This window comes from Frigoribacterium sp. CF331 (assembly GCF_057787905.1).
Genome location: NZ_CM173545.1, coordinates 3,131,413 through 3,152,863, shown reverse-complemented (window position 1 = coordinate 3,152,863; position 21,451 = coordinate 3,131,413). Strand labels below are relative to the sequence as shown.

The following is a 21,451-nucleotide window of genomic DNA, read 5'->3' as shown; positions in this document are numbered from 1 at the left end:
GGGTGAGGTGCCCGGCGCCTCACCCGTCGACGAACACGTCGCGAAGCCGCCAACCGGCCTCGGTCCTCATCACGAGGACCGAGGCCGGTTCGCCGTCGGGGCCCCGGGCCCCCAGGAGGACCGTGCCACCCGCCGTCGAGGACTCGCCCGTCAACTCGACGGGGAAGGCCAGCTCGCCGGCGAGTGACGGGTCGGCGAGGACCGCCGCGTCGCGGAGGGCCAGCGGCGAACCGGCCTGGTCGACCGCCGCGAGGCAGTCCGGCGTGGCCTCTCGCAGGCAGCCGAGCCTCGCCCCGAGGAGGATCGTGGCAGCCGCACCGGCGTCCCCGCCGAGAACGGTCGCCTCGTCCGCTTGATCCGCCTCGCCCGCCTCGCCCGTGGTGCGGAGTCGCTCCTGGCCGGCAGCCCCGGCCGCCGTCGAGGCGTCATTCCGCGGTGCCTCGGTGGCGGGTCCCTCGTCGCTCGACGCCGGGGCCGTCTCGGCGGTGGAACCGGGAGAGACGGTGCCGGCCCGGTCGACGTCACCCGTCACCGACGTGCCGAGCACGAGGGCCGCCGCGCCCACGAGCAGGGTGCCGGCTCCGAGCACCCGGTAGCGGGGCCTGACGAGTCGGAGCCCGGCGAGCACGCCCCGAGGACGCAGGCTCGGCAGCCAGGCGACGACCCTCGCGACGACCTCGGACTCGGGCAGCAGGGCCCACCAGGCCGGCGCGGTCGGCTCGTCCGTCGTCGCGACCTCGGCGTGACCCGTCGGGGCGCCGTCGTCCGAGACGTGGACGCTCGAGAGCGGAACGGCCTCGCCGAGGTCGAAGACCGACTCGACCAGCGACTCGAAGCTCGTCGCGTCGAGGGATGCCGGAGGAGGCCCGCCGCCGGGCGCCGTCGCCCGTCCGACCATCGACCGGGCGAACTCGGCCGCGACGGACAACGACGCACCCTCGGCGTCCGGCCCGACTGCGTCCGGGCCGACTACGTCCGGGCCGACCGTCGCCGCGACGGACAGCCCGACGACGACCGGTGCCCCTCGTGCGTCGACCTCCACGTCGTCGACGCCGAGGGCCGAGAGGGCCACGCCTCGACGGGCCAGGTGCTGGACGGCGGCCAGCACCGGGACGACGAGCGTGACCACTTCTCCGGGTTCCGGGCGTCCCCGCGCGGCCAGCCACGACGGCAGCGGATCGCCTCCGACGTCGTCGAAGGCCAGCACGAGCTCACCCGTCGGGCCCGTCATGACGTCGACGAGGCTCGCGACGTGCGGGTGGTCCGCGTGGGCGAAGGCGACCGCCTCGGCGACGGCGGGCCTTGTTGCGGGGCGTGACCCGCGCCTCCTGAGCACGACGCGACGCCCGTCGGGCGCCTCGGCCTCGAGCCGTTCGACGTCGCCGTCGAGACGGCGTGAGAGCACGCGGTAGGGACCGACCGATCCGTTCGTCATGGGCCGATGCTGGTCGACCGGGGTCGGCAGGAGGGCCGCCGTCCCGGCCCCTGTCGACCGACGGCACCCCGGGTCCGCTGGGGAGGACCCGTCGGCGCGCCCGACCCCGTATCCTGGTCCACATGGCTCGACGCACGTCCCCCGAGAACACGTCCCCGAAACCGCCGAAGGAACCCGGCCGTCTCAAGCAGATGTGGCAGGTCTTCCAGATGACCCGCCGCGTCGACAAGACGGCGCTGCCGATGATGCTGCTGGCGTTCTTCGTGCCGGTGTTGCTCGGCGTGGCCGCGGCCCTCCTGCTCACGGACGGCAACGTGCTCGCCCTCGTGCTGTACATCGTCGTCGGCGTGATGCTCGGGTTCCTGCTGCTGTTGATCGTCCTGGGCCGCAGGGCCGAGCGCGCCGCCTACTCCCAGATCGAGGGTCAGCCCGGTGCGGTCGGCGCCGTGATGAAGAGCGGCCTCCGTCGTGCCTGGCGGGCCGCCGAGATGCCCGTCGCCGTCCAGGGCCGCAGCCAGTCCGCCGTCTACCGCGCGGTCGGCAGGCCGGGCGTCGTGCTGATCGCCGAGGGGGGCACGGGTCAGACCCGTCGCCTCGTCGACGAGGAGCGCCGCAAGATCGCGCGCATCCTGCCGAACGTCCCCGTCCACGTGCTGAACGTCGGCCCCGACGCCGACGCCGTGCCACTCCACAAGCTCGCGGGCCGCATGAACAAGCTGAAGTCGTCGATCAACCGCAACGAGGTGCTGGCGATCAGCAACCGCCTCCAGTCGCTCGGGCAGAACGGCCTGCCGATCCCGAAGGGCGTCGACCCGTTCAAGGTGCGGTCCGGTCGACCGCGCTGACGCAGCCGACCGACGTGACGTGACGACGGCGCCCCTCCTGGTCGGAGGGGCGCCGTCGTCGTCCGCCGTCCGGCCGGGCGGGTCAGACCCGGACGAGGATCGTGCCCGCGACGCGGTCGTGCAGGCCCCGCTGGTCGAGGTCCCACACGACGGCCGGGATGACCAGGACGAGCAGGACCGACCGCACCACGGGCCGCCGGACGCCGATCCGGCCGCCCGCCATCGGCACGAGCCGCAGGCCCACGGCGAGGTGCCCGAGCGACCCGCCGAACAGCACGAGGAACACCAGCTGCATCAGCAGGAAGACGCCCGTGATCGCGAGCCCCTCGCCGCCGAAGAAGAGGGCGGCGAGGGCGTAGGCGACCCCCCAGTCGACGGCCAGTCCGGCGACGCGCCGCCCGAGCCGTGCCACCGACCGCGGGCCCTTCTCGGGCAGGCCCAGACGGTCACCGGGCCACCGCTGGGCCCCGTCGTCGGGTCCGCCGACGGAGGGGCGAGAAGGAGGCGCGGTGCGATCGGGCATGCCCCGAGCCTACCGAGGGGCCGAGCCGTAACATGCCCGAAACATGAGGGACACCGCAGCGAAACGGCCCCTCCGTAGCCTCGACGGAGGCTGCGTCCCGCATCCGATCCGTTCCCAGCTCATTGGAGAGACATCTAGATGTTCACCGATTCTTCCGAGGTGCTGAAGTTCATCAAGGACACCGACGTCAAGTTCCTTGACATCCGCTTCACCGACCTGCCCGGTGTCCAGCAGCACTTCAACATCCCCGCCTCCACGGTCGACGAGGAGTTCTTCTCCGTCGGACAGCTCTTCGACGGGTCCTCCATCCGGGGCTTCGCGTCCATCCACGAGTCCGACATGCAGCTCATCCCCGACGTCACGACCGGGTACGTCGACCCGTTCCGCGCCGAGCGCACCCTCGTCCTCGTCTTCGACATCTTCAACCCGCGCAACGGCGAGCTGTACAGCCGCGACCCGCGCCAGGTGGCCAAGAAGGCCGAGAAGTACCTGGCCTCGACCGGCATCGCCGACACCGCGTTCTTCGCACCCGAGGCCGAGTTCTACATCTTCGACGACGTCCGCTACGAGGTGAAGCAGAACGCCAGCTTCTACAGCGTCGACAGCGAAGAGGGCGCGTGGAACACCGGCCGCGTCGAAGAGGGCGGCAACCTCGCCAACAAGACCGCGTACAAGGGTGGCTACTTCCCGGTCAGCCCGGTCGACAAGACCGCCGACCTGCGCGACGACATCAGCCTCAAGCTGATCGACTCGGGCCTCGAGCTCGAGCGCGCGCACCACGAGGTGGGCACCGGCGGCCAGCAGGAGATCAACTACAAGTTCGACACGATGGTCCACGCCGCGGACGACATCCTGAAGTTCAAGTACATCGTCAAGAACACCGCCGAGCAGTGGGGCAAGGTCGCGACCTTCATGCCCAAGCCGCTCTTCGGCGACAACGGCTCGGGCATGCACACGCACCAGTCGCTCTGGAACGACGGAAAGCCGCTGTTCTACGACGAGAACGGCTACGGCGGGCTCTCCGACCTCGCGCGGTGGTACATCGGCGGCCTGCTCAAGCACGCCCCCGCCGTGCTCGCCTTCACGAACCCGTCGATCAACTCGTACCACCGGCTGATCCCGGGCTTCGAGGCTCCCGTCAACCTGGTCTACTCGGCCGGCAACCGCTCGGCGGCCATCCGCATCCCGATCACGGGGACCAACCCCAAGGCCAAGCGCATCGAGTTCCGCGTGCCGGACGCCGCCTCGAACCCCTACCTGGCGTTCGCGGCACAGCTGATGGCGGGCCTCGACGGCATCCAGAACCGCATCGAGCCGCACGAGCCCGTCGACAAAGACCTGTACGAGCTGCCCCCGGAAGAGGCGAAGAACATCCCCCAGGTGCCCGCGTCGCTCGACGGTGCGCTCGACGCGCTCGAGGCCGACCACGAGTTCCTGACCAAGGGCAACGTCTTCACCGAGGACCTCATCGAGACCTGGATCGCGTACAAGCGCGAGAAGGAGATCCTGCCCATGGCGCAGCGTCCCCACCCCTTCGAGTTCGAGCTGTACTTCGGCGTCTGACCAGCCGGCGACGATCGCCGCGAGGCCCGCATCCCCCCGGGGGTGCGGGCCTCTCGCGTGCGCGGGTGGGCGTCCTCGGTGAGGCGACCCGCGCCTCCTCGGGACTGCGGGCCACCAGGAGGCGCGGGTCGCGCACGCAGGACGGGCCGCCTCCCGCAGGAGGCGGCCCGTCAGCCCGTGCCCGACGATCCGGTCAGGCGGGTACGGCGGTCGGCGCCAGCACGCGGCGCTGGGCCGGGGTGCGGCGGCCGCCCAGCGGGCGGACCTCCCACCCGGCGGCCGACCAGACCTCGGCGTCGAGCACGTTCCGTGCGTCGATCACCACGGGGTTCGCGGCGAGCTCGGCCAGCCCCGCCGCGTCGGCCCCGACGAACTCGGGCCACTCCGTGAGCAACAGCACCGCGTCGGCGTCCGTGACGGCCTCGGCGGCGGAGTCGGCGAACGACAGCGTCGGGAAGCTGCGCTGGGCCGTCTGCGTCGCCTCGGGGTCGACCACGAGCACCTGGGCACCCCGGAGGTGCAGGGCGGCCGCCACGTTCAGCGCCGGCGAGTCGCGCACGTCGTCGGTGTGCGGCTTGAACGCGGCGCCCAACACCGCGATGCGCCGGTTGAGCACCGAGCCGCCGCAGGCGTCGATGGCCTGGTCGATGACCCGTTGGCGCTGCGCCATGTTGATCTCGTCGACCTGCTGCATGAGCCCGACGACTCGGTGGGCCGACAGCTCGTTCGCCCGGAACATCAGGGCCCTGATGTCCTTGGGCAGGCAGCCGCCGCCGAAGCCGAGGCCCGCGTTCAAGAACTTCCGACCGATGCGGTCGTCGAAGCCGAGCGCATCGGCCAGGGTCGACACGTTGGCACCCGCCGCCTCGCACAGTTCGCTGATCGCGTTGATGAACGAGATCTTGGTCGCCAGGAAGGCGTTCGCGCTGACCTTGACGAGCTCGGCGGTGGGCAGGTCGCACGAGATGACCGGCGTCCCCGTGGCGATGGGCAGGGCGTAGACCTCGCGCAGGAGCGCCTCGGTGCGGACGTCGGTGCCCCCGAAGACGATGCGGTCGGGACGCAGGGTGTCCTCGACGGCGTGCCCCTCGCGGAGGAACTCGGGGTTCCAGACGAGGTCGGCCGTGACGCCGGCCGGCACGACGCCCGCGACGATCTCGCGCAGGTGCGCCGCCGTGCCGACGGGCACCGTCGACTTGCCGACGATGAGGCCGTCGTGGCTGAGGGCCGCGGCCACGTTGCGGGTGGCCTCCTCGACGTACGAGAGGTTCGCGGCGTGGCTCCCCCGTCGCTGCGGCGTGCCGACGCAGACGAAGTGCACGTCCGACAGCGCCACGGCCTCGGCGAGGTCGGTCGTGAAGCTCAGGCGACCCGAGGTCACGTGCTTCACGATGAGCTCGGGCAGGCCGGGCTCGAAGAAGGGCACGCGGCCGTCGGCCAGGGCGGCGACCTTGGCGGGGTCGGTGTCGACCCCGATCACGTCGAAGCCCATCTCGGCCATGGCGGCGGCGTGGGTGGCCCCGAGGTACCCGGTGCCGATGACGCTGATTCGGGGCTTCACCGCGGTGCCGGCGGCGGACTCGGGGGTCACGGACTCGGGGGTGGTGGCGTCGTTCGTCATGATGCGCTCCTGGGGATGAGGGAGGTGCGTGGGGTGCGTGGGGTGGGGTGGGAGGCCGTCACGGGGAGGGCTCCAGGTCGAAGCCGATGTCGCGGCGGGTGATGCCCTCGGTGAAGGCGGCGAGGCTGTCCGAACGCGAGGTGAGGCGCCAGTCGTTCGTGGAGCGGACCCCGTCGACGACGGTCGTCGCGACCAGGTCGAAGTACGAGAAGCCGATGATGTCGTCGTTCGCCGGATCCGCGAGGGCGGTGAACAGCGAGTTGAACCACTGGGCCTTCTCGCTGGTCGAGGTGGGATCGGACGACCCGCCCGTCTCGCTGGCTCCGATCTCGGCGAGCAGGATGTTCTTGCCCGGCGCCACGGCCCGGAGCTGAGCGAGCGTGGCCCCGAACGTGCTGGCGAAGGTGGGCTTCGACTTGTCGTCGTAGGGCGGCCGGTAGTAGCCCGACATGCCCACGATGTCGACGTAGTCGGCACCCGGGTAGAGGGTGGCCAGGAACTCCTGCGACGTGTGGTCGCTGCCGCCGGTCTTGCCGGTCGCGAGGCGGTCGACGCGCGTGGGTGCCCAGACCCAGGCGACGAGTTCGTTCGCCCCCTGGCGTTCGAAGAGGTCGTGCACGTGCTGCCAGGCCGCGACGAAGTCCGTGGGCCCGTTGCCGTTGACCGAGCCCTTGCTGTTGCCGTAGTCCGTGCTCCACGGGTACCAGGTGCCGTTCATCTCGTGGTCGAAGCGGAGCGCGAGCGGCATGCCGTTCGCCACGATGTCGTCGGCGTAGGTGGTCAGGTACTCGTCGAAGCTGCCGTCGACGATCTTCGACAGGCTGTAGTCGGGCTGCTCGGGCTCGTTGTTGCCCGCCTTGATCGGCTGCGACTCCCAGGTCAGCACGGGCAGCTTGCCGCGCGACCACGACGACCGCACGGCGTCGGCGCGGAAGTCCTGGTCGAAGCCCTGGAAGTAGCCGACCATGTTGGCCTCGGACCCGACCGCCGCCTCCTGGGCGTCGTAGGTCGCCCAGTTGAACGGTGCCTGGTCGGTGAAGAGACCGAAGTAGCGCGACTCCGGATCGATGATCGAGGCCAGGGACGGGGTCTGGACCGGGACGGGGCCGATCGTGCCCCCGTCGCTCGAGCCACCGCCTCCCGAGCCGGTGCCGGTGCCAGCGCCGGTGCCGGCGCCGTTGCCTCCCCCGGCGCCCCCGGTCGAGGTGCCGTCGCCGCGGGCGCCGGACGCCGTCCCCCCGGCACCGGAGCCCGTGCCGCCGCCCGTGCCGCTCCCGGCCCCACCACTGCCCGAGTCGACGGCCGACCGGGCCTGGGCCAGCGCGGACTCGGCCGAGGCGAGCTTCGCCTGGGCCGCGGTCAGCTGACCCTCGGAGGTCCAGGCCTGCTGTTGCACGTCGGCCAGGGCGGCCTTGCTCTCGGCGAGCTGCTCCTTGGCCGAGACCAGTTGGTCGAGGAGGGCCGAGCGGTCGGCCTTGAGCGACGAGACGTTGATCGACGGGTCGACGCCCGTGACCTCGGTCACGGCGCTGCGGACCACGTTGTCGGAGGGTGAGATCCAGATCAACCACGAGATCATGGCGAGCAGGACGACCACGGCGGTGGCACCGAGCGCCGTGCGCCGGGCGTTGCCGTGTGAGGTCGCCCACCAGGCGCCGGACTGCATGTGGACGGGGGTGACGAAGTCCTGGGTCGAGTCAGACAATGAAGAAGACCTCCAGGGCGATGATGGCGGCGCCGATCAGGTACGGGAATCCGGCTTTGGGGTTGAGGCGGCGTCGAGGAGGCGCGGTGACGGTCGACCGGGCGGCGATCGGCGTCGGGGCGGCCGCGTCAGCCTCCTCGGCCTCGGCCTCGGCGGCCAGTGCGGCCTTGCGGCTCTTGACCAGGACGGCACCGTGCTCGTCGGTGTCGTCCGCCGCGGAGCCGAAGTCGAAGAGGGTGTCGACGCCGGGGTCGACGCCGTCGCGGAACTGCCGCTCGAGGGCGTCGATCGGGGCCTCGTCGGCCACCTCGTCCAGCGCGCCCTGCATCTCGTCGTTCGCCGCGCCTCCTGCGTAGGCGCCGGCCCGGGTGCCCCAGCCGCTGGCGTGGCCCATGCGGAAGAAGCCGACGACCCGGATGGGCATGAGGAAGAACGTCGACACGATGATGAACACCGGCAGGCGGAAGAAGTCGGACGGCTTCTCGGCGAGGTGGCGCATCTGGCGGATCGCCATGCTGAGCACCGACGAGATCACCATCAGGACGACGATGCTGATGAGGCCGGTCTGGACGCCGTACTCCTCGAGGATGCCCCGGTAGAGGTTGACGCCCTGGCCGGTGATGCCGCGGTAGATCCAGCCCCCGATGACGCCCATCAGCATGAACGGCAGCACGATGTCCATGGCGAAGAAGAACGCCAGCAGGGGGGCGTGCCCCACCATCCACGGCATCATGCGCAGGGTGTTGTACTGACTGCCGCGAGCCCAGCGGAGCTGCTGCTTGTAGAGCTTCTTGACCTGCAACGGCGCGTCCGTGTAGACGAGGCTCGTGTGCTGGTAGACGGTGCGGTAGCCCTCCTTCAGCGTGAGGTTCGTCAGGGTGCGGTCGTCGCTGACCTCGAGGAAGACGCCCATGAACTTCTCGGTCATGAACTTGTCCATGACCCGGACGAGGATCTCGCGCCGGAAGGCGATGGTGCGACCGGGCAGGCACCCGATCTGGCCGAGCACGCTCTGGGCCGGCATCGAGTAGAGGGCCCGCGAGTTCTCGAGCCAGTCGGCCCACCGGGTGATCCAGCTGCGCTCGGGCTCGAGGATGCGCTGACGGGTCGTGACTCCGCCGACGTTCTCCTGGGCGAAGGGCCGCAGCAGCTCGGGCAGCGTGCCCGGCGTCCAGACGGTGTCGGAGTCGACGAGGACGGTGATGTCGCCCCGGCTCAGCTCGGTGCCGATCATGACGGCGTTGCGCTTGCCCGGGATCGGCGTGTGCACCCACCGGACGAGCGGACCGAACTCGTCGCACACCGCGGCCAGCTCGGGGTTGGGCTTGCCGTTGATGACGACGATGATCTCGCCCGGACGCTGCTCGACCATGCGGCCGATGACGTCGCGGAACAGGTCGAGGGGTTCGTCGACCACGGGCACGACGACGCTGGTGGTGCCCCGGAACTCGCCGGTGAAGGGACGGTAGCGACGCGAGAGCAGGACCTTGACGATCCACAGCACCCAGATGAGGGCGCTGTAGGCGGCGAAGAGATAGATCTCGGGGTATCCGCCCGCCATGGAGCGGAGTTGCAGGATGAAGGTCAACACGATGGCCACCTGGGGTGTGAGAAAGGGATCGGCTTCCGCAACGCTGGGGAACTGGTCTATCGGGTTGTGGGAATTCTCAGTCACCGACGGGGTGCCCACAACCACCCCCCGAGCGTGGGGCCCCGACCGGGCCGACCGGGGTACACCGGGTCCGTCGAGCTGCTGTCGGCCGAAGTGCCGACACGGTCGACCTCGACCGACGGGCAGGCCGCGTCGACGACACGAGTGGCGCGGGCACCGGGGACCCCTTGTCGCCTCGTCGACAAAAGTCCCGCTCAGACGCCTCCCCGGCCGGGTCCGACATGTCGTTGCCCGATGGGCAACCGAGGTGACGGACCGCGAGGGCCGCGCGTGGCCCCCGCAGGCGGGTCATCTGCCCGAAACGACCCGGACATCTGACCCGGGGTACGAGCGACTCGTTCGGGGTACGGCCGCGACGGGCCGGAGTACCCCGGGGCGAGAACGGGCCGAGATCGCATCCCGGGCGTGTCGCGCCCGGCCGACCAGGTCAGCCGAGGGGTTCGGGGGTCTCCTCCACGCCGTAGAACTCCCGCTCGAAGACCGCCCTGGACCTCCGGGTCGCGGCGAGGTAGTCCTCTTCCAGCGAGGTGGCGGAACCCGGCGGGTACTCCATCAACCGGGCCACCCCTTCGAGCTGGCGCCGGTCACGGGGCAGCACGTCCTGCGTGCGCGAGGTCCAGAGGGTGACGGCGGAACGAGCCCTCGAGGCCATGATCCAGGCGTCGTGCAGGCGCTGGGCGTCGTCCGACGAGACGAGGCCCGCGTCACGGGCCGCCGCCAGCGCGTCCAGCGTGGACGGCGTCCGCAGGCCGGGCACGCGGACCGCGTGCTGCAACTGCAGCAGTTGGACGAACCACTCGACGTCGCTGAGCGACCCGCGCCCGAGCTTCAGGTGCCTCGAGGGCTCGGCCCCCTTCGGCAGCCGCTCGGACTCGACCCGGGCCTTGATGCGCTTGACCTCGCGCACTTGTTGCTCGGTCAGGTCGGTCGGGTAGCGGACCGAGTCGGCGACCGCCATGAAGTCGTCGAGGAGTGCGGGGTCGCCGGCCACGGGTCGTGCCCGCAAGAGGGACTGGGCCTCCCAGGTGAGCGACCACCGCGCGTAGTAGACGCGGTACGACGCCAGGGACCGGACCACCGGCCCGTTCTTCCCCTCGGGACGCAGTCCGGTGTCGAGGTCGAACGGCACGAGGGCGTCCGAGGTGAGCCGGCTCATCTCGGCGGCGACGGCGAGGGCCCGGCGGTGCGCGGTCTCGTCCCCCTCGCGCGCCCGGTAGACGTAGAGGACGTCCGCGTCCGAGCCGAAACCGAGCTCGCCCCCGCCGTAGCGCCCCATGGCGACGACGCCGAACTCGAGGTCGCCCGCCGCGCGCCGGGCCAGGGCCAGGGCTCCGGTCACCGACGCGGTGGTCACCGCCGTGAGGCCGCGGGCGAGCGCGTCGATGTCGAGGATGCCGAGGATGCCACCGATCGCGAGACGGAGGATCTCGCGGCGGCGGGCCTGCCGGAGCACGGTCGCCGCCGCGTCGGGCGACCGGTGACGGGCGAGCGTCGCCGTCGTCTCGTCGAGCAGGCTCTCGAGGGGCCGGGCGCGGAGCTCGGCGTCGTTCTCGAGCCAGGCCGCCGCCTCGGGGATGCGGTCGAGCAGGTCGGCCGCGAAGGTCGACGACGACAGGACCGTCGTGAGGCGGTGGGCGGCCCCCGACGAGTCGCGCAGCATGCGCAGGAACCAGTACGACTCACCCAGTCCGTCGCTCAGCCGACGGAACGCCAGCAGGCCGAGGTCGGGGTCGGTGCCGTCCGCGAACCACTGCAGCATGGCGGGCAGCAGGTGTCGCTGGATGTTCGCCCGTCGGGAGACGCCGGCGGTCAACGCCGCGATGTGGCCCAGCGCGCCCTTGGGGTCGGCGAAGCCGATCGCTGCGAGCCGGGCGGTGGCCTGGTCGGAGCTGAGGGCGAGGTCCTCTTCGGGGCGGGCGGCCACCGCCGAGAGGAGCGGGCGGTAGAACAGCCGGACGTGGAGCGTCCGCACCCGCCGCTTCACGCCCTGCCACAGGTCGACGAGCTGGGTCGCGCCGGACGCGAGGCCGGTGCCGCGCGCCAGCACCCGCAGGGCGTTCTCGTCGGTCGGCATGAGGTGGGTCCGGCGCAGGCGCGTGAGCTGGATGCGGTGCTCGAGCAGCCGGAGCACGCGGTAGTCGCGGTCGAACTCGGCCGCCTCGGCGCGACCCACGTAGCCGCGGGCGGCCAGGGCCTCGAGCGCGTCGAGCGTGGACCGCTGGTGCACGCGATCGTCGGCCTGGCCGTGCACCAGCTGCAGGAGTTGGATCGTGAACTCGATGTCGCGCAGTCCGCCCGGCCCGAGCTTGAGCTGCCGATCGACCTCGTCGGCCGGGATGAGGGCCGTGACGCGTTCGCGCATGGCCTGCACCGACTCGACGAAGTTCTCACGGGCCGCGGCGGACCAGACGAAGGGTGCCACGGCCGCGACGTACCGTTCGCCGAGCTCGACGTCGCCGGCCAGCGGCCTCGCCTTGAGGAGGGCCTGGAACTCCCACCCCTTCGCCCAGCGCTCGTAGTAGGCGACGTGCGACTCGAGGGTGCGGACGAGCGCTCCGTCCTTGCCCTCGGGACGCAGGTTCGCGTCGACCTCCCACAGGTCGGGCTCGACCGCGAGGTCCGAGATCGCCCGGGCGGCGTGCATCGCGAGCCGGCTGCCGATCTCGACGGCCCGACCGTTCTCGAGCCCGTCGACCCCCTCGGCCACGTACACGACGTCGACGTCGCTCAGGTAGTTCAGTTCACGGGCCCCCGCCTTGCCCATGCCGATCACGGCGAGCCGGGTGCGCTCGACGTCCGCGGCGGGGAACGGGACCTCGCGCCGGGCGACGTCGACGGCCGCGTCGAGGGCGGCGCCGGCGAGGTCGGCCAGGGCGGCGGCCACCCGGGGCAACACCTCGACGGGGTCGTCGGCCTCGAGGTCGTACGCGGCCAGCCGGAGCAGGTGCCGCCGGTACCGGACGCGCAGGGCGACCCGGGCCTCGTCGCCGGTCGCCCCCTCGGCGGCCCGTCGGACGTCGAGCCGGTAGGCCTCGGCGGACGGCGGTGCGTCGAGCGGGTCGAGCAGCACCGCCGCCTCGGCCGGTCGGCGCGCGACGAAGTCGGCGAGGCCCTCGGACGCGCCCAGGACCCTCAGGAGGCGCGGACCGGCCCCGCCGTCGAGCAGCCCGACCACGCCGGCCCGGTCTCGCTCCACCGATCTCTCGAGGTGGCGCAGGGCCGCGTCCGGGTCGGCGACCGTGGCGAACCACGGGACGAGGTCGCGGATGCCGGGCACCTCGGAGACCAGGCGATCGAGCCGGTCACGGCCGCCGCCGAGGTCGTCGAAGCCCAACCGCGCCAGCTCGGAGAGACCGGTCGCGGATCGGGGCATGGGGATGGGACGGCCGGCGGTCAGAGGATCTCGAGGTTCGAGCGCAGCTCGAACGGCGTGACCTGGGCCCGGTACTCTTTCCACTCTTGACGCTTGTTGAGCAGGACGTAGTTGAAGACCTGCTCCCCCAGCGTCTCGGCCACGAGCTCGCTGTTCTCCATGATCGAGAGGGCGTGGTCGAGGCTGGCCGGCAGCTGCCGGTACCCCAGGGCACGACGCTCGGCGTCGCTCAGGCCCCAGACGTTGTCCTCGGCCTCGGCCGGCAGCTCGTAGCCCTCTTCGATGCCCTTGAGGCCCGCCGCGAGCATGAGCGAGAAGGCCAGGTAGGGGTTGGCGGCCGAATCGATCGCGCGGTACTCGACACGGCTCGAGTTGCCCTTGTTCGGCTTGTAGAGGGGGACTCGCACGAGGGCGGAACGGTTGTTGTGGCCCCACGTGACGAAGCTCGGTGCCTCGTCGCCGCCCCAGAGTCGCTTGTAGCTGTTGACGAACTGGTTGGTCACCGCGGTGATCTCGGGAGCGTGCTTGAGCAGGCCGGCGATGAACTGACGGCCGATGGTCGAGAGCTGGTACTCGGCGCCGGCCTCGTAGAAGGCGTTGGAGTCGCCCTCGAACAGGGACATGTGCGTGTGCATGCCCGAGCCGGGGTGCTGGCTGAACGGCTTCGGCATGAACGAGGCGAAGACGCCCTGCTCGATGGCCACCTCTTTGATGACCGTGCGGAAGGTCATGATGTTGTCGGCCGTGGTCAGGGCGTCGGCGTAGCGCAGGTCGATCTCGTTCTGGCCGGGACCCGCCTCGTGGTGGCTGAACTCGACCGAGATGCCGAGGTCTTCGAGCATGCGCACCGAGCGTCGGCGGAAGTCGTGGGCGGTGCCGCCGGGCACGTTGTCGAAGTAGCCGGCGGAGTCGACCGGCTGGGGGCCGTCGGCCCCGAGCTGGGCGCTCTTCAGCAGGTAGAACTCGACCTCGGGGTGCGTGTAGAACGTGAAGCCCCGCTCACCGGCCCGGGCCAGGGTGCGCTTCAACACGTTGCGGGGGTCGGCCACGGCGGGCTGACCGTCGGGCGTCGTGATGTCGCAGAACATGCGGGCGGTCGGATCGACCTCGCCGCGCCAGGGCAGGATCTGGAAGGTGGTCGGGTCGGGCTGGGCGAGCACGTCGGCCTCGTACGACCGGGTGAGGCCCTCGATGGCCGAGCCGTCGAAGCCGATGCCCTCGGCGAAGGCCCCCTCGACCTCGGCCGGGGCGATGGCGACGGACTTCAGCGTGCCGATCACGTCGGTGAACCAGAGGCGGATGAACTTGATGCCGCGCTCTTCGATCGTGCGGAGGACGAAGTCCCTCTGTTTGTCCATGCCACGGCCTTTCTGCTCCGCCACTACGGTAGTGGACATGCCCCGACTCCGCTTGGCGCTCGCGCAGACCAACCCCGTCGTCGGCGACCTCGCCGGCAACTCCGCCCAGATCGTCGAGGCGGCCCGTCGAGCCCACGCCTCGGGCGCCGACCTGCTCGCCGCCGGCGAGATGAGCGTCACGGGCTACCCGATCGAGGACCTCGCCAGCAGGCCGAGCTTCCTGCAGGCCAGTCGGCACGCCGTCGAGGTGCTCGCCGAGACCCTCGAGGCCGAAGGGCTCGGAGACCTGCCCGTCGTCGTCGGCCACGCCGACGGCCCCTTCGAGCCCCGGCTGCTCGGCACGAGCAACGCCCCGACGGCCATCGCGCAGAACTGTGCGAGCGTCCTGCAGGGCGGGCGTGTCGTCACGACCACCGCCAAGTACCACCTGCCGAACTACTCGGTCTTCGACGAGTACCGCGTGTTCATCCCCGGCGACGAACTGCTGGTCGTCCGGGTGGCGGGCGTCGACGTCGCCCTCGTCGTCTGCGAGGACCTCTGGCGTGACGGGGGCCCGGTCGAACGCGTCCTACACGCCGACGCCGGCCTGCTCGTCGTGATCAACGCCAGCCCGTTCGTCCGCGACAAGGACGAGGTGCGCCTGCCGCTCGTGACCCGCCGGGCCGTCGAGAACGACACCCTGGTGGCCTACGTCAACATCGTCGGCGGGCAGGACGACCTGGTCTTCGACGGCGACAGCGTCGTCGTCGACGGCAGCGGGACGATCCTCGCCCGGGCCCCGCAGTTCGAGGAGCACCTGCTCGTCGTCGACCTCGAGCCCGAGGCGGCCACCGACACCGAGCTGCCCGAGGGCATCCGCCGCGTCGAGCTCGAGGCGGCGACCGAGGCGACCGGCGACGGGGGCTCCGGATCCGACGCGGGCCGCGCCTCCTCGTCCGCGGTCGGACGCGACGTCGCCGAACTGCCCGACGACCGGCAGCAGCTCTGGAACGCCCTGGTGCTCGGCACCCGCGACTACGTGCGGAAGAACGGGTTCCGCAGCGTGATCCTCGGCCTTTCGGGTGGCATCGACTCGGCCGTGTGCGCGGCGATCGCCGCCGACGCCATCGGGCCCGACGCCGTCCACGGCGTCTCGATGCCCAGTCAGTGGTCGAGCGAGCACAGCCGCAGTGACGCCGACGACGTCGCCGAGCGGATCGGCGTGCGCTACTCGACCGAGCCGATCGCCGACCTCGTCGCGCCGTTCGAGGAGCAGTTGCACCTCACGGGCCTCGCCGCCGAGAACGTCCAGGCCCGCGCCCGGGCGCTCGTGCTGATGGGCTTGTCGAACCTGCACGGCCACCTCGTGCTGACCACCGGCAACAAGACCGAGCTGGCCGTGGGCTACTCGACGATCTACGGCGACTCGGTCGGCGGGTTCGCCCCGATCAAGGACGTCCCGAAGACGATGGTCTGGGAGCTCGCCCGGTGGCGCAACGCCTACGCCGAATCCATCGGCGAGACCGCCCCGATCCCGGAGAACTCGATCACCAAGCCCCCGTCGGCCGAACTGCGCCCCGACCAGAAGGACGAGGACTCGCTGCCGCCGTACGAGGTGCTCGACGGCATCCTCGAGGGCTACGTGACGAACGCGCTCGGGGCGGCCGACGTCGTCGCGCTCGGCTACGACGCCGACACGGTGGCCGAGATCACGAAGCTGGTCGACCGGTCCGAGTGGAAGCGGCGCCAAGGGGCGATCGGCCCGAAGATCTCGGGCATGGCCTTCGGTCGCGACCGCCGCCTGCCCATCACGTACCGGCCGACGACGGTCTGACGCCCCCGGGGTCCCGTCGGCGAACCGCCGACGGGACGCTCCGCCGATCAGTCGTCGGCGGCCTCCTCGGCGTCGAGGGCGGCGTTTCGTGCCTTGATCGTCTCGATCGCGTGGGCGGCCTCGTCGCGCGTGGCGTACGGCCCGGCGCGGTCGACGGCCGGCGAGACCTTGCCCTCTTCGACCTCGTGGGTCTTCGTGTTGAACCAGAACTCGGCCATGGTGTCGTCCTCTCGGTGCGGCTGTCGAGAACGCGAGCCCGTCGCGCTCCCCCTAAGCTTGATCGTATGCCCCGGGACTCCCACGGATTCTTGACCCCGGGCCGGATCTCAGCGCAGCGTCCGGTCCCCCCGTCGATCGCCCGACCCGAGTACGTCGGCAAGGCCGCACCGGCCGAGTACACCGGCGGCGACGTCTACGACGCCGAGACCGTCGAGCTGATCCGCGAGAGCGGCCGCATCGCGTCGCAGGCGATCGACGCCGTCGAGGCGGCCCTCCGCCCCGGGGTCACCACCGACGAGCTCGACCGCGTCGCGCACGAGTTCGTCGTGGGCCACGGCGCGTACCCGTCGACCCTGGGCTACCGCGGGTACCCCAAGTCGGTCTGCACGTCGCTGAACGAGGTGATCTGCCACGGCATCCCCGACGACACCGTCCTGGCCGACGGCGACCTGATCAACGTCGACATCACCGCCTTCAAGAACGGCGTGCACGGCGACCTCAACCGCACCTTCGTCGTCGGCGAGGGGTCGCCCGAGACCGTCGACCTGGTCGAACGCACCCGCGAGGCCCTACGGCGGGGCATCAAGGCCGTCGCCCCGGGGCGCCAGGTCAACGTGATCGGTCGCGCGATCGAGTCGTACGCCAAGCGCTTCGGCCTGGGCGTCGTGCGCGACTACACCGGCCACGGCGTCGGCCGGGCGTTCCACTCCGGTCTGATCATCCCCCACTACGACGCCCCGCAGTACGACGACGTCATCGAGGTCGGCATGGTGTTCACCATCGAGCCCATGCTCACCCTCGGCGGCATCGACGCCGACGTCTGGGACGACGACTGGACCGTCACCACCCGCGACAAGAGCCTCACGGCCCAGTTCGAACACACCCTGGTCGTCACCGAACGCGGTGCCGACATCCTCACGCTCTCCTGAGAAAGGACCCCCCATGGCACGCACCGCAGTGGGAATCGACATCGGCGGCACCGGCATCAAGGGGGCGATCGTCGACCTCGAGAGCGGCGAACTCCTCTCGGACCGCATCAAGAAGAGCACGCCCGAGGGCGGCGAGCCCGACGCCATCGTCGCGGTCGTCAAGCAGATCGTCGACGAGCTCGGCCTCGACGACGCCTCGCTGCCGGTCGGCGTGTGCTTCCCCGCGGCGATCATGGACGGCAAGACCCTGTCGGCCGCCAACGTGTCGAAGAAGTGGATCGGCTTCGAGGCCGAGAAGCTCTTCGAGACCACCCTCGGCCGGAACATCCACTTCGTCAACGACGCCGACGCCGCCGGCTACGCCGAGACGCGCTTCGGCGCCGCCAAGGACGTCAAGGGCCTCGTCGTCATGACGACCCTGGGCACGGGCATCGGCACCGCGCTGATCAACGACGGCGTGCTCATCGTCAACGCCGAGCTCGGTCACCTCGAGATCGGCGGCAAGGACTACGAGACCAAGGCCTCCTTCGCCGCGAAGGAGCGCGACGACCTCAGCTGGAAGCACTGGGCCAAGCGTCTGCAGAAGTACTACTCGCACCTCGAGGCCCTGCTCTACCCGCGCCTGATCATCGTCGGCGGGGGCGTCTCGAAGCACCACGACGAATTCTTGCCGCTGCTCGACCTGCGGGCCGAGATCGTCCCCGCGAAGCTGCGCAACAACGCCGGCATCATGGGTGCGGCCGCTCTGGCCGCCGACTCGAACCCGGCGTTCTGAGGCGGGTCGCGGCCGACGCGAGAGGGCCCAGGGTCAGGAGGCGCGCCTCCTGACCCTGGGCCCTCTCGCGTGAGACGGATGGGCCGACTGGTACGCCGGGTTCTGTCCCGGTGCCGAAGCACCCTGGACGGCCATCTCTCTCGGGACTACGTTGCCGCAGCCCTCTAGCGGTCTACCCGGGGACTCGGCGAGCAGCCTCGACGTCCCCTCTTTGACCTTGCTCCGGGCGAGGTTTACATAGCCGGCCGGTCACCCGAGCCGCTGGTGGTCTCTTACACCGCCGTTTCACCCTTACCCCGTGTCGCACCCGGAGGTGCGACCCGTGGCGGTCTGCTCTCTGTTGCACTTTCTCGCGGGTTGCCCCGGGTGGGTGTTACCCACCGCCCTGCTCTGTGGAGCCCGGACGTTCCTCGGCGGCGGGTTCGCACCCGCCGACGCGACCGTCTTGTCGACCCATCCGCGAGACCGAGCCTACCGGTGCGACGGCACCTGTGGCACCGGGAGGCGGGCCCGTCGTCGACGGGCCTCAGATGCCCGACTCGTAGGTCCGCACGAGGATCGCGTTGCTGTCGGGGCAGAGCACGACGTCGTCCTCGGCCGCGGCGCGCACGGCGGCGAGGTCGCTGCCGGTCAGGGCGACGCCGCTGGCGCTCGAGACGCCGCCGCGCAACAACGACGCGCCCACGCCGTAGCGGTCGCGCTGGCGTTCGTAGAGGGCGAGCAGCTCGGGCGGCACGGTCGCCGCGATGGTCTCGCGGTTCGCGACGACCTCGGCCCGCTCGGCCTCGAGCTCGGCGAGCTTCGCGTCGCGACCCGTCTCGGCGTCGACCCGGCGGGTGTCGAGCTGGTCGAGCTCGCCGCGCGTGACGGTGGCGACGGCGCCGAGGCTCTCGACGCGCTCCATGACCTCGAGCTCGACGTCCTCGAGGTCGGAACGGCGCTTGGTGAGGGCGGCCAGCTCGCCCTCGAGGGCCGCGACGTCCTTCGTCGACGACGACGCGGCGATCCGCTGCTCGTCACGGGCGACTCGCGCCTCGACCACGGCCACGTCGGACTCGATCCGCCGCAACTCGGCCTGCGCGTCCTCCCACGCGCCCTGTTCGGTGGCGAGGCGGCTGCGCAGGCGCGACCCGTCGCCCTCGAGCGACGCGAGCACGGCGATCTCGGGCAGGTTCGCGCCCTTGTGGGCGATCTGGCGCAGCGTGGTGTCGAGCTGCTGCAGGTCGAGCAGCAGGGCCTGGTGTTCGTAGCTGGCTTTCATAAGGGGCATGGGGGCTCTTCTCGTGATCGGGGGGATGCGGGGGGCGGGGCACCCGGGAGGCGCGGGTCGCGTGGGTCTCGGAGGTCACGCCGCGGGGCCGTCGCCACGGACGGCCCGGGGGTGGTCACTGCACGACGGCGAAGTCCCACGGGTCGGTCCGCAGGTCGCTGAGGGTCACCTCCACGTCGTGCAGCTCGAGGCGGAGCTGCGCGGCCGCGGTGTCGAGCCAGAGCCACTCGCTCGCCCAGTGCGAGACGTCGACGAGCGACGGGCCGCGGCCGAGTCGCATGAGGTCGCGGGCGTCGGACGCGGGGTGGTGTCGCAGGTCGCTCGTGACGTAGACGTCGGCGTCGAGCACGGCGGGGTCGGCGAGCAGGGAGTCGCCGGCGCCCGCGCAGAGCGCGACCGTCTCGACCACGCGGTCGGCCTCGCCCGCGACGCGCACGCCGGACGCCGTCGGCGGCAGGACGTCGCCGAGCTGGCGGGCGAGGGCGACCAGGGTCATGGGGTGCGGCAGGCGCCCGACGACGCCCAGGCCCGTGCCGTCGACCGACCCCTCGACGATCGGACGCTGCTCGACGAGGCCGAGCTGGTGCGCGAGGACGCGGGACGTGCCGGTCTCGACGACGTCGGCGTTCGTGTGGGCGGCGACGAGGCCGCACCCCGCCCGGACGAGCCGGGCGACGACGGCGCCCTTCGTCGTGTCCTCCGACACCGTCGAGACGCCGTGGAACAGCAGGGGGTGGTGCACGAGCAGCAGGTCGGCCGCCATGCCGAGGGCCTCGTCGACCGTGTCGAGCACTGCGTCGACCGCGAGGTGCACGTGGGTCACGGGTTGGTCGGGATCGCCGACGACGAGGCCGGGTGAGTCCCACGACGAGGCGCCCGCGAGAGGCCAGAGGCGTTCGATGACGGAGTTGACCGAGGCGAGGGTGGACACCTCGACAGCCTAGTCGCGAGCCGTCGAGCGGAACCCCGTGATCATGACCGCGACGATGAAGGCGACGACGCCGGCGCCGACGACGGCGGCGACGACCGAGACCGGCGTCGAGAGGCCGGTCAGGTCGACGGCTCGGACCAGGTAGCCCTGCCAGGCGAGCGAGCCCAGGTCGCTCAGGAGGACGCCGTAGCCGACCACGGTGCCGACCACGACACCGGCGACCACGCCGACCGGACCGCGGCGGGCGACGCGCGCGGCGTCGTCGGGTCGCGTCGAGACCGAGGCCAGGGCGGCGAGGCCGACGAGGCCGGTCGCCACGGGGACGGCGACCGTCGCCAGGACGGCCGAGGCCGGCACGAGGCCGGGGACGAAGGCCAGCACGAGCGCCGCGACGACCACCAGCAGGGCCGCCGCGGCGACCACGAGGGCCGTCGGGCGACGCAGCAGGGTCGGGGCGGGCACGGCGGCGACCGCCCGCGCGTCGGGTGCCGGCGCGGTCGGCGCGACCAGCGCCTCCTGGTCGGCGGTCGCGCGCTCGTCGGGTTCGTCGCCCGACGCGGCGGTGACGCCCTGGGGGCCGGTCGACGCGACGACGGCGGGGGCCTCGACCTCGGCGGGCTCGGCGGGCTCGGCGGCGGGGCCGGCGGGGGCGGCCGGTGCGTGGCCGGCCTCGACGACGGGTCGTGGCTCGCGCGACGCGCCGGGGCCGACCACCGGGACGACGCCCGTGAAGCGGAGGCGGGTGGCCTCGAGGGCTCGAGCCGCCTCGTCGGTGCCGACGCGGGTGATCTCGTCCTCCCACGAGGCGAAGCGGGCCGCCTCGACCCGGCGGAGGTCGAGCTGCGCCTGCACGACGGCCATGAGGTCGATCGTCGCCGTGTCGTCGAAGCGCTTCTCGACGAGTCGGGCGAGCACCTCGTCGTCGAGCGTCAGTCGCTCGGGGGGCTGGGGCAGGTCGTCGGGCACCGGGACGGCGAGCACCGGGAGCGTGATCGCCGACGTGTCGACCGAGTGCCGGGCGACGCTCGCCGGGCGGGCCTCGTACGCGTCGGTGGGGACGACGTCGTCGAGGTCGACGTCGGCCCGGTGGGACGGAGTCGAGACGGGACGGGGCTCGCGGTGCGGCGGGCTGACGGGCAGGACGGCCACGGGGGCGGCGTCGTCCGCTTCGGTGGGGCCGGCGAGGTCGTCGACGGGGGCCTCGGGGGCGAGGGTGTGGTTCACGGGGTGGTGCTCCTGGTCGTGCCGGCCCGGCCGGGCGGGTCGCTCGGGGGCGGTGTCGTCGAGGGGTGCGACGAAGGTCACACGGCGCCGGTGGAACGCGACGTCGTCGTCGGGGGGCGCGATGCCCCCGACGCTCGCGGTCTGCACGTTGTCGGCCATGCTCGGATGGTAGGTGACGAACGGTCCCCAGCCGGG

At 71.8% G+C, this 21,451-nt stretch carries 16 protein-coding genes and 1 other RNA gene; 5 read left to right on the top strand and 12 right to left on the bottom strand.

Annotated features, from left to right (window positions below; all coding sequences use genetic code 11):
• Positions 1-19: 19 nt before the first annotated feature.
• Positions 20-1,435, bottom strand: coding sequence for a serine/threonine-protein kinase (locus AC3CCI_RS14625; RefSeq protein ID WP_488627621.1), 1,416 nt, complete (start codon positions 1,433-1,435; stop codon positions 20-22).
• Positions 1,436-1,557: 122 nt separating this feature from the next.
• Between AC3CCI_RS14625 and AC3CCI_RS14620 the strand changes: the two genes are divergently transcribed.
• Positions 1,558-2,280: a DUF4191 domain-containing protein gene (locus AC3CCI_RS14620; protein WP_488627620.1), complete on the top strand. Its 723-nt coding sequence runs from the start codon at positions 1,558-1,560 to the stop codon at positions 2,278-2,280.
• Between the two features lie 82 nt (positions 2,281-2,362).
• On the opposite strand, the gene AC3CCI_RS14615 is transcribed toward AC3CCI_RS14620, so the two are convergent.
• Positions 2,363-2,803: an RDD family protein gene (locus tag AC3CCI_RS14615; RefSeq protein WP_488627619.1), complete on the bottom strand. Its 441-nt coding sequence runs from the start codon at positions 2,801-2,803 to the stop codon at positions 2,363-2,365.
• A gap of 138 nt (positions 2,804-2,941) precedes the next feature.
• On the opposite strand from AC3CCI_RS14615, the gene glnA reads away from it, so the two are divergent.
• Complete coding sequence (gene glnA / locus AC3CCI_RS14610) at positions 2,942-4,366, top strand: type I glutamate--ammonia ligase (RefSeq protein WP_056256541.1); 1,425 nt, start codon at positions 2,942-2,944, stop codon at positions 4,364-4,366.
• A gap of 193 nt (positions 4,367-4,559) precedes the next feature.
• Here the strand turns inward: glnA and AC3CCI_RS14605 are convergent, their stop codons facing one another.
• The 5 genes from AC3CCI_RS14605 to AC3CCI_RS14585 all read right to left on the bottom strand — a co-directional run bounded on the left by AC3CCI_RS14605 (position 4,560) and on the right by AC3CCI_RS14585 (position 14,095).
• Positions 4,560-5,987, bottom strand: a complete 1,428-nt coding sequence (locus AC3CCI_RS14605) for a UDP-glucose dehydrogenase family protein (RefSeq protein WP_354594307.1) — start codon at positions 5,985-5,987, stop codon at positions 4,560-4,562.
• A 58-nt stretch (positions 5,988-6,045) separates the two neighbouring features.
• Entirely contained in the window at positions 6,046-7,692 is a 1,647-nt protein-coding gene (locus AC3CCI_RS14600) for a glycoside hydrolase family 26 protein (RefSeq protein ID WP_354594308.1), read from the bottom strand.
• Positions 7,685-9,283, bottom strand: coding sequence for a glycosyltransferase family 2 protein (locus AC3CCI_RS14595; RefSeq protein ID WP_488627618.1), 1,599 nt, complete (start codon positions 9,281-9,283; stop codon positions 7,685-7,687). Before AC3CCI_RS14595 ends, AC3CCI_RS14600 begins: the two co-directional genes overlap by 8 nt.
• Before the next feature lie 508 nt (positions 9,284-9,791).
• Positions 9,792-12,737 carry a bifunctional [glutamine synthetase] adenylyltransferase/[glutamine synthetase]-adenylyl-L-tyrosine phosphorylase gene (locus AC3CCI_RS14590; protein ID WP_488627617.1) on the bottom strand — a complete coding sequence of 982 codons (2,946 nt, stop codon included), beginning with the start codon at positions 12,735-12,737 and terminating at the stop codon, positions 9,792-9,794.
• A gap of 20 nt (positions 12,738-12,757) precedes the next feature.
• Positions 12,758-14,095 carry a glutamine synthetase family protein gene (locus tag AC3CCI_RS14585; protein ID WP_056256547.1) on the bottom strand — a complete coding sequence of 446 codons (1,338 nt, stop codon included), beginning with the start codon at positions 14,093-14,095 and terminating at the stop codon, positions 12,758-12,760.
• A gap of 37 nt (positions 14,096-14,132) precedes the next feature.
• Here AC3CCI_RS14585 and AC3CCI_RS14580 point away from each other — a divergent pair, with 37 nt between their 5' ends.
• On the top strand, positions 14,133-15,908 hold the full coding sequence (locus AC3CCI_RS14580) for an NAD+ synthase (protein ID WP_354594311.1): 1,776 nt from the start codon (positions 14,133-14,135) through the stop codon (positions 15,906-15,908).
• A gap of 47 nt (positions 15,909-15,955) precedes the next feature.
• On the opposite strand, the gene AC3CCI_RS14575 is transcribed toward AC3CCI_RS14580, so the two are convergent.
• On the bottom strand, positions 15,956-16,126 hold the full coding sequence (locus AC3CCI_RS14575) for an SPOR domain-containing protein (protein ID WP_157490001.1): 171 nt from the start codon (positions 16,124-16,126) through the stop codon (positions 15,956-15,958).
• Positions 16,127-16,192: 66 nt separating this feature from the next.
• Here AC3CCI_RS14575 and map point away from each other — a divergent pair, with 66 nt between their 5' ends.
• Positions 16,193-17,056 (top strand): type I methionyl aminopeptidase, encoded by an 864-nt coding sequence (map, locus tag AC3CCI_RS14570; RefSeq protein WP_488627616.1) that lies wholly within the window; start codon positions 16,193-16,195, stop codon positions 17,054-17,056.
• A 13-nt stretch (positions 17,057-17,069) separates the two neighbouring features.
• On the top strand, positions 17,070-17,831 hold the full coding sequence (gene ppgK, locus AC3CCI_RS14565; protein ID WP_354594313.1) for a polyphosphate--glucose phosphotransferase: 762 nt from the start codon (positions 17,070-17,072) through the stop codon (positions 17,829-17,831).
• 75 nt (positions 17,832-17,906) lie between these two features.
• On the opposite strand, the gene rnpB is transcribed toward ppgK, so the two are convergent.
• The 4 genes from rnpB to AC3CCI_RS14545 form a co-directional block, all read right to left on the bottom strand.
• Positions 17,907-18,287, bottom strand: an RNA gene (gene rnpB, locus AC3CCI_RS14560) — RNase P RNA component class A.
• Between the two features lie 70 nt (positions 18,288-18,357).
• Positions 18,358-19,101, bottom strand: a complete 744-nt coding sequence (locus tag AC3CCI_RS14555; protein WP_488627615.1) for a zinc ribbon domain-containing protein — start codon at positions 19,099-19,101, stop codon at positions 18,358-18,360.
• 115 nt (positions 19,102-19,216) lie between these two features.
• The gene (locus AC3CCI_RS14550; protein ID WP_488627614.1) at positions 19,217-20,032 is read right to left on the bottom strand and encodes a Nif3-like dinuclear metal center hexameric protein; all 816 of its coding nucleotides are present in this window, start codon (positions 20,030-20,032) and stop codon (positions 19,217-19,219) included.
• 9 nt (positions 20,033-20,041) lie between these two features.
• Positions 20,042-21,415, bottom strand: a complete 1,374-nt coding sequence (locus tag AC3CCI_RS14545) for a hypothetical protein (RefSeq protein WP_488627613.1) — start codon at positions 21,413-21,415, stop codon at positions 20,042-20,044.
• Positions 21,416-21,451 lie beyond the last annotated feature (36 nt).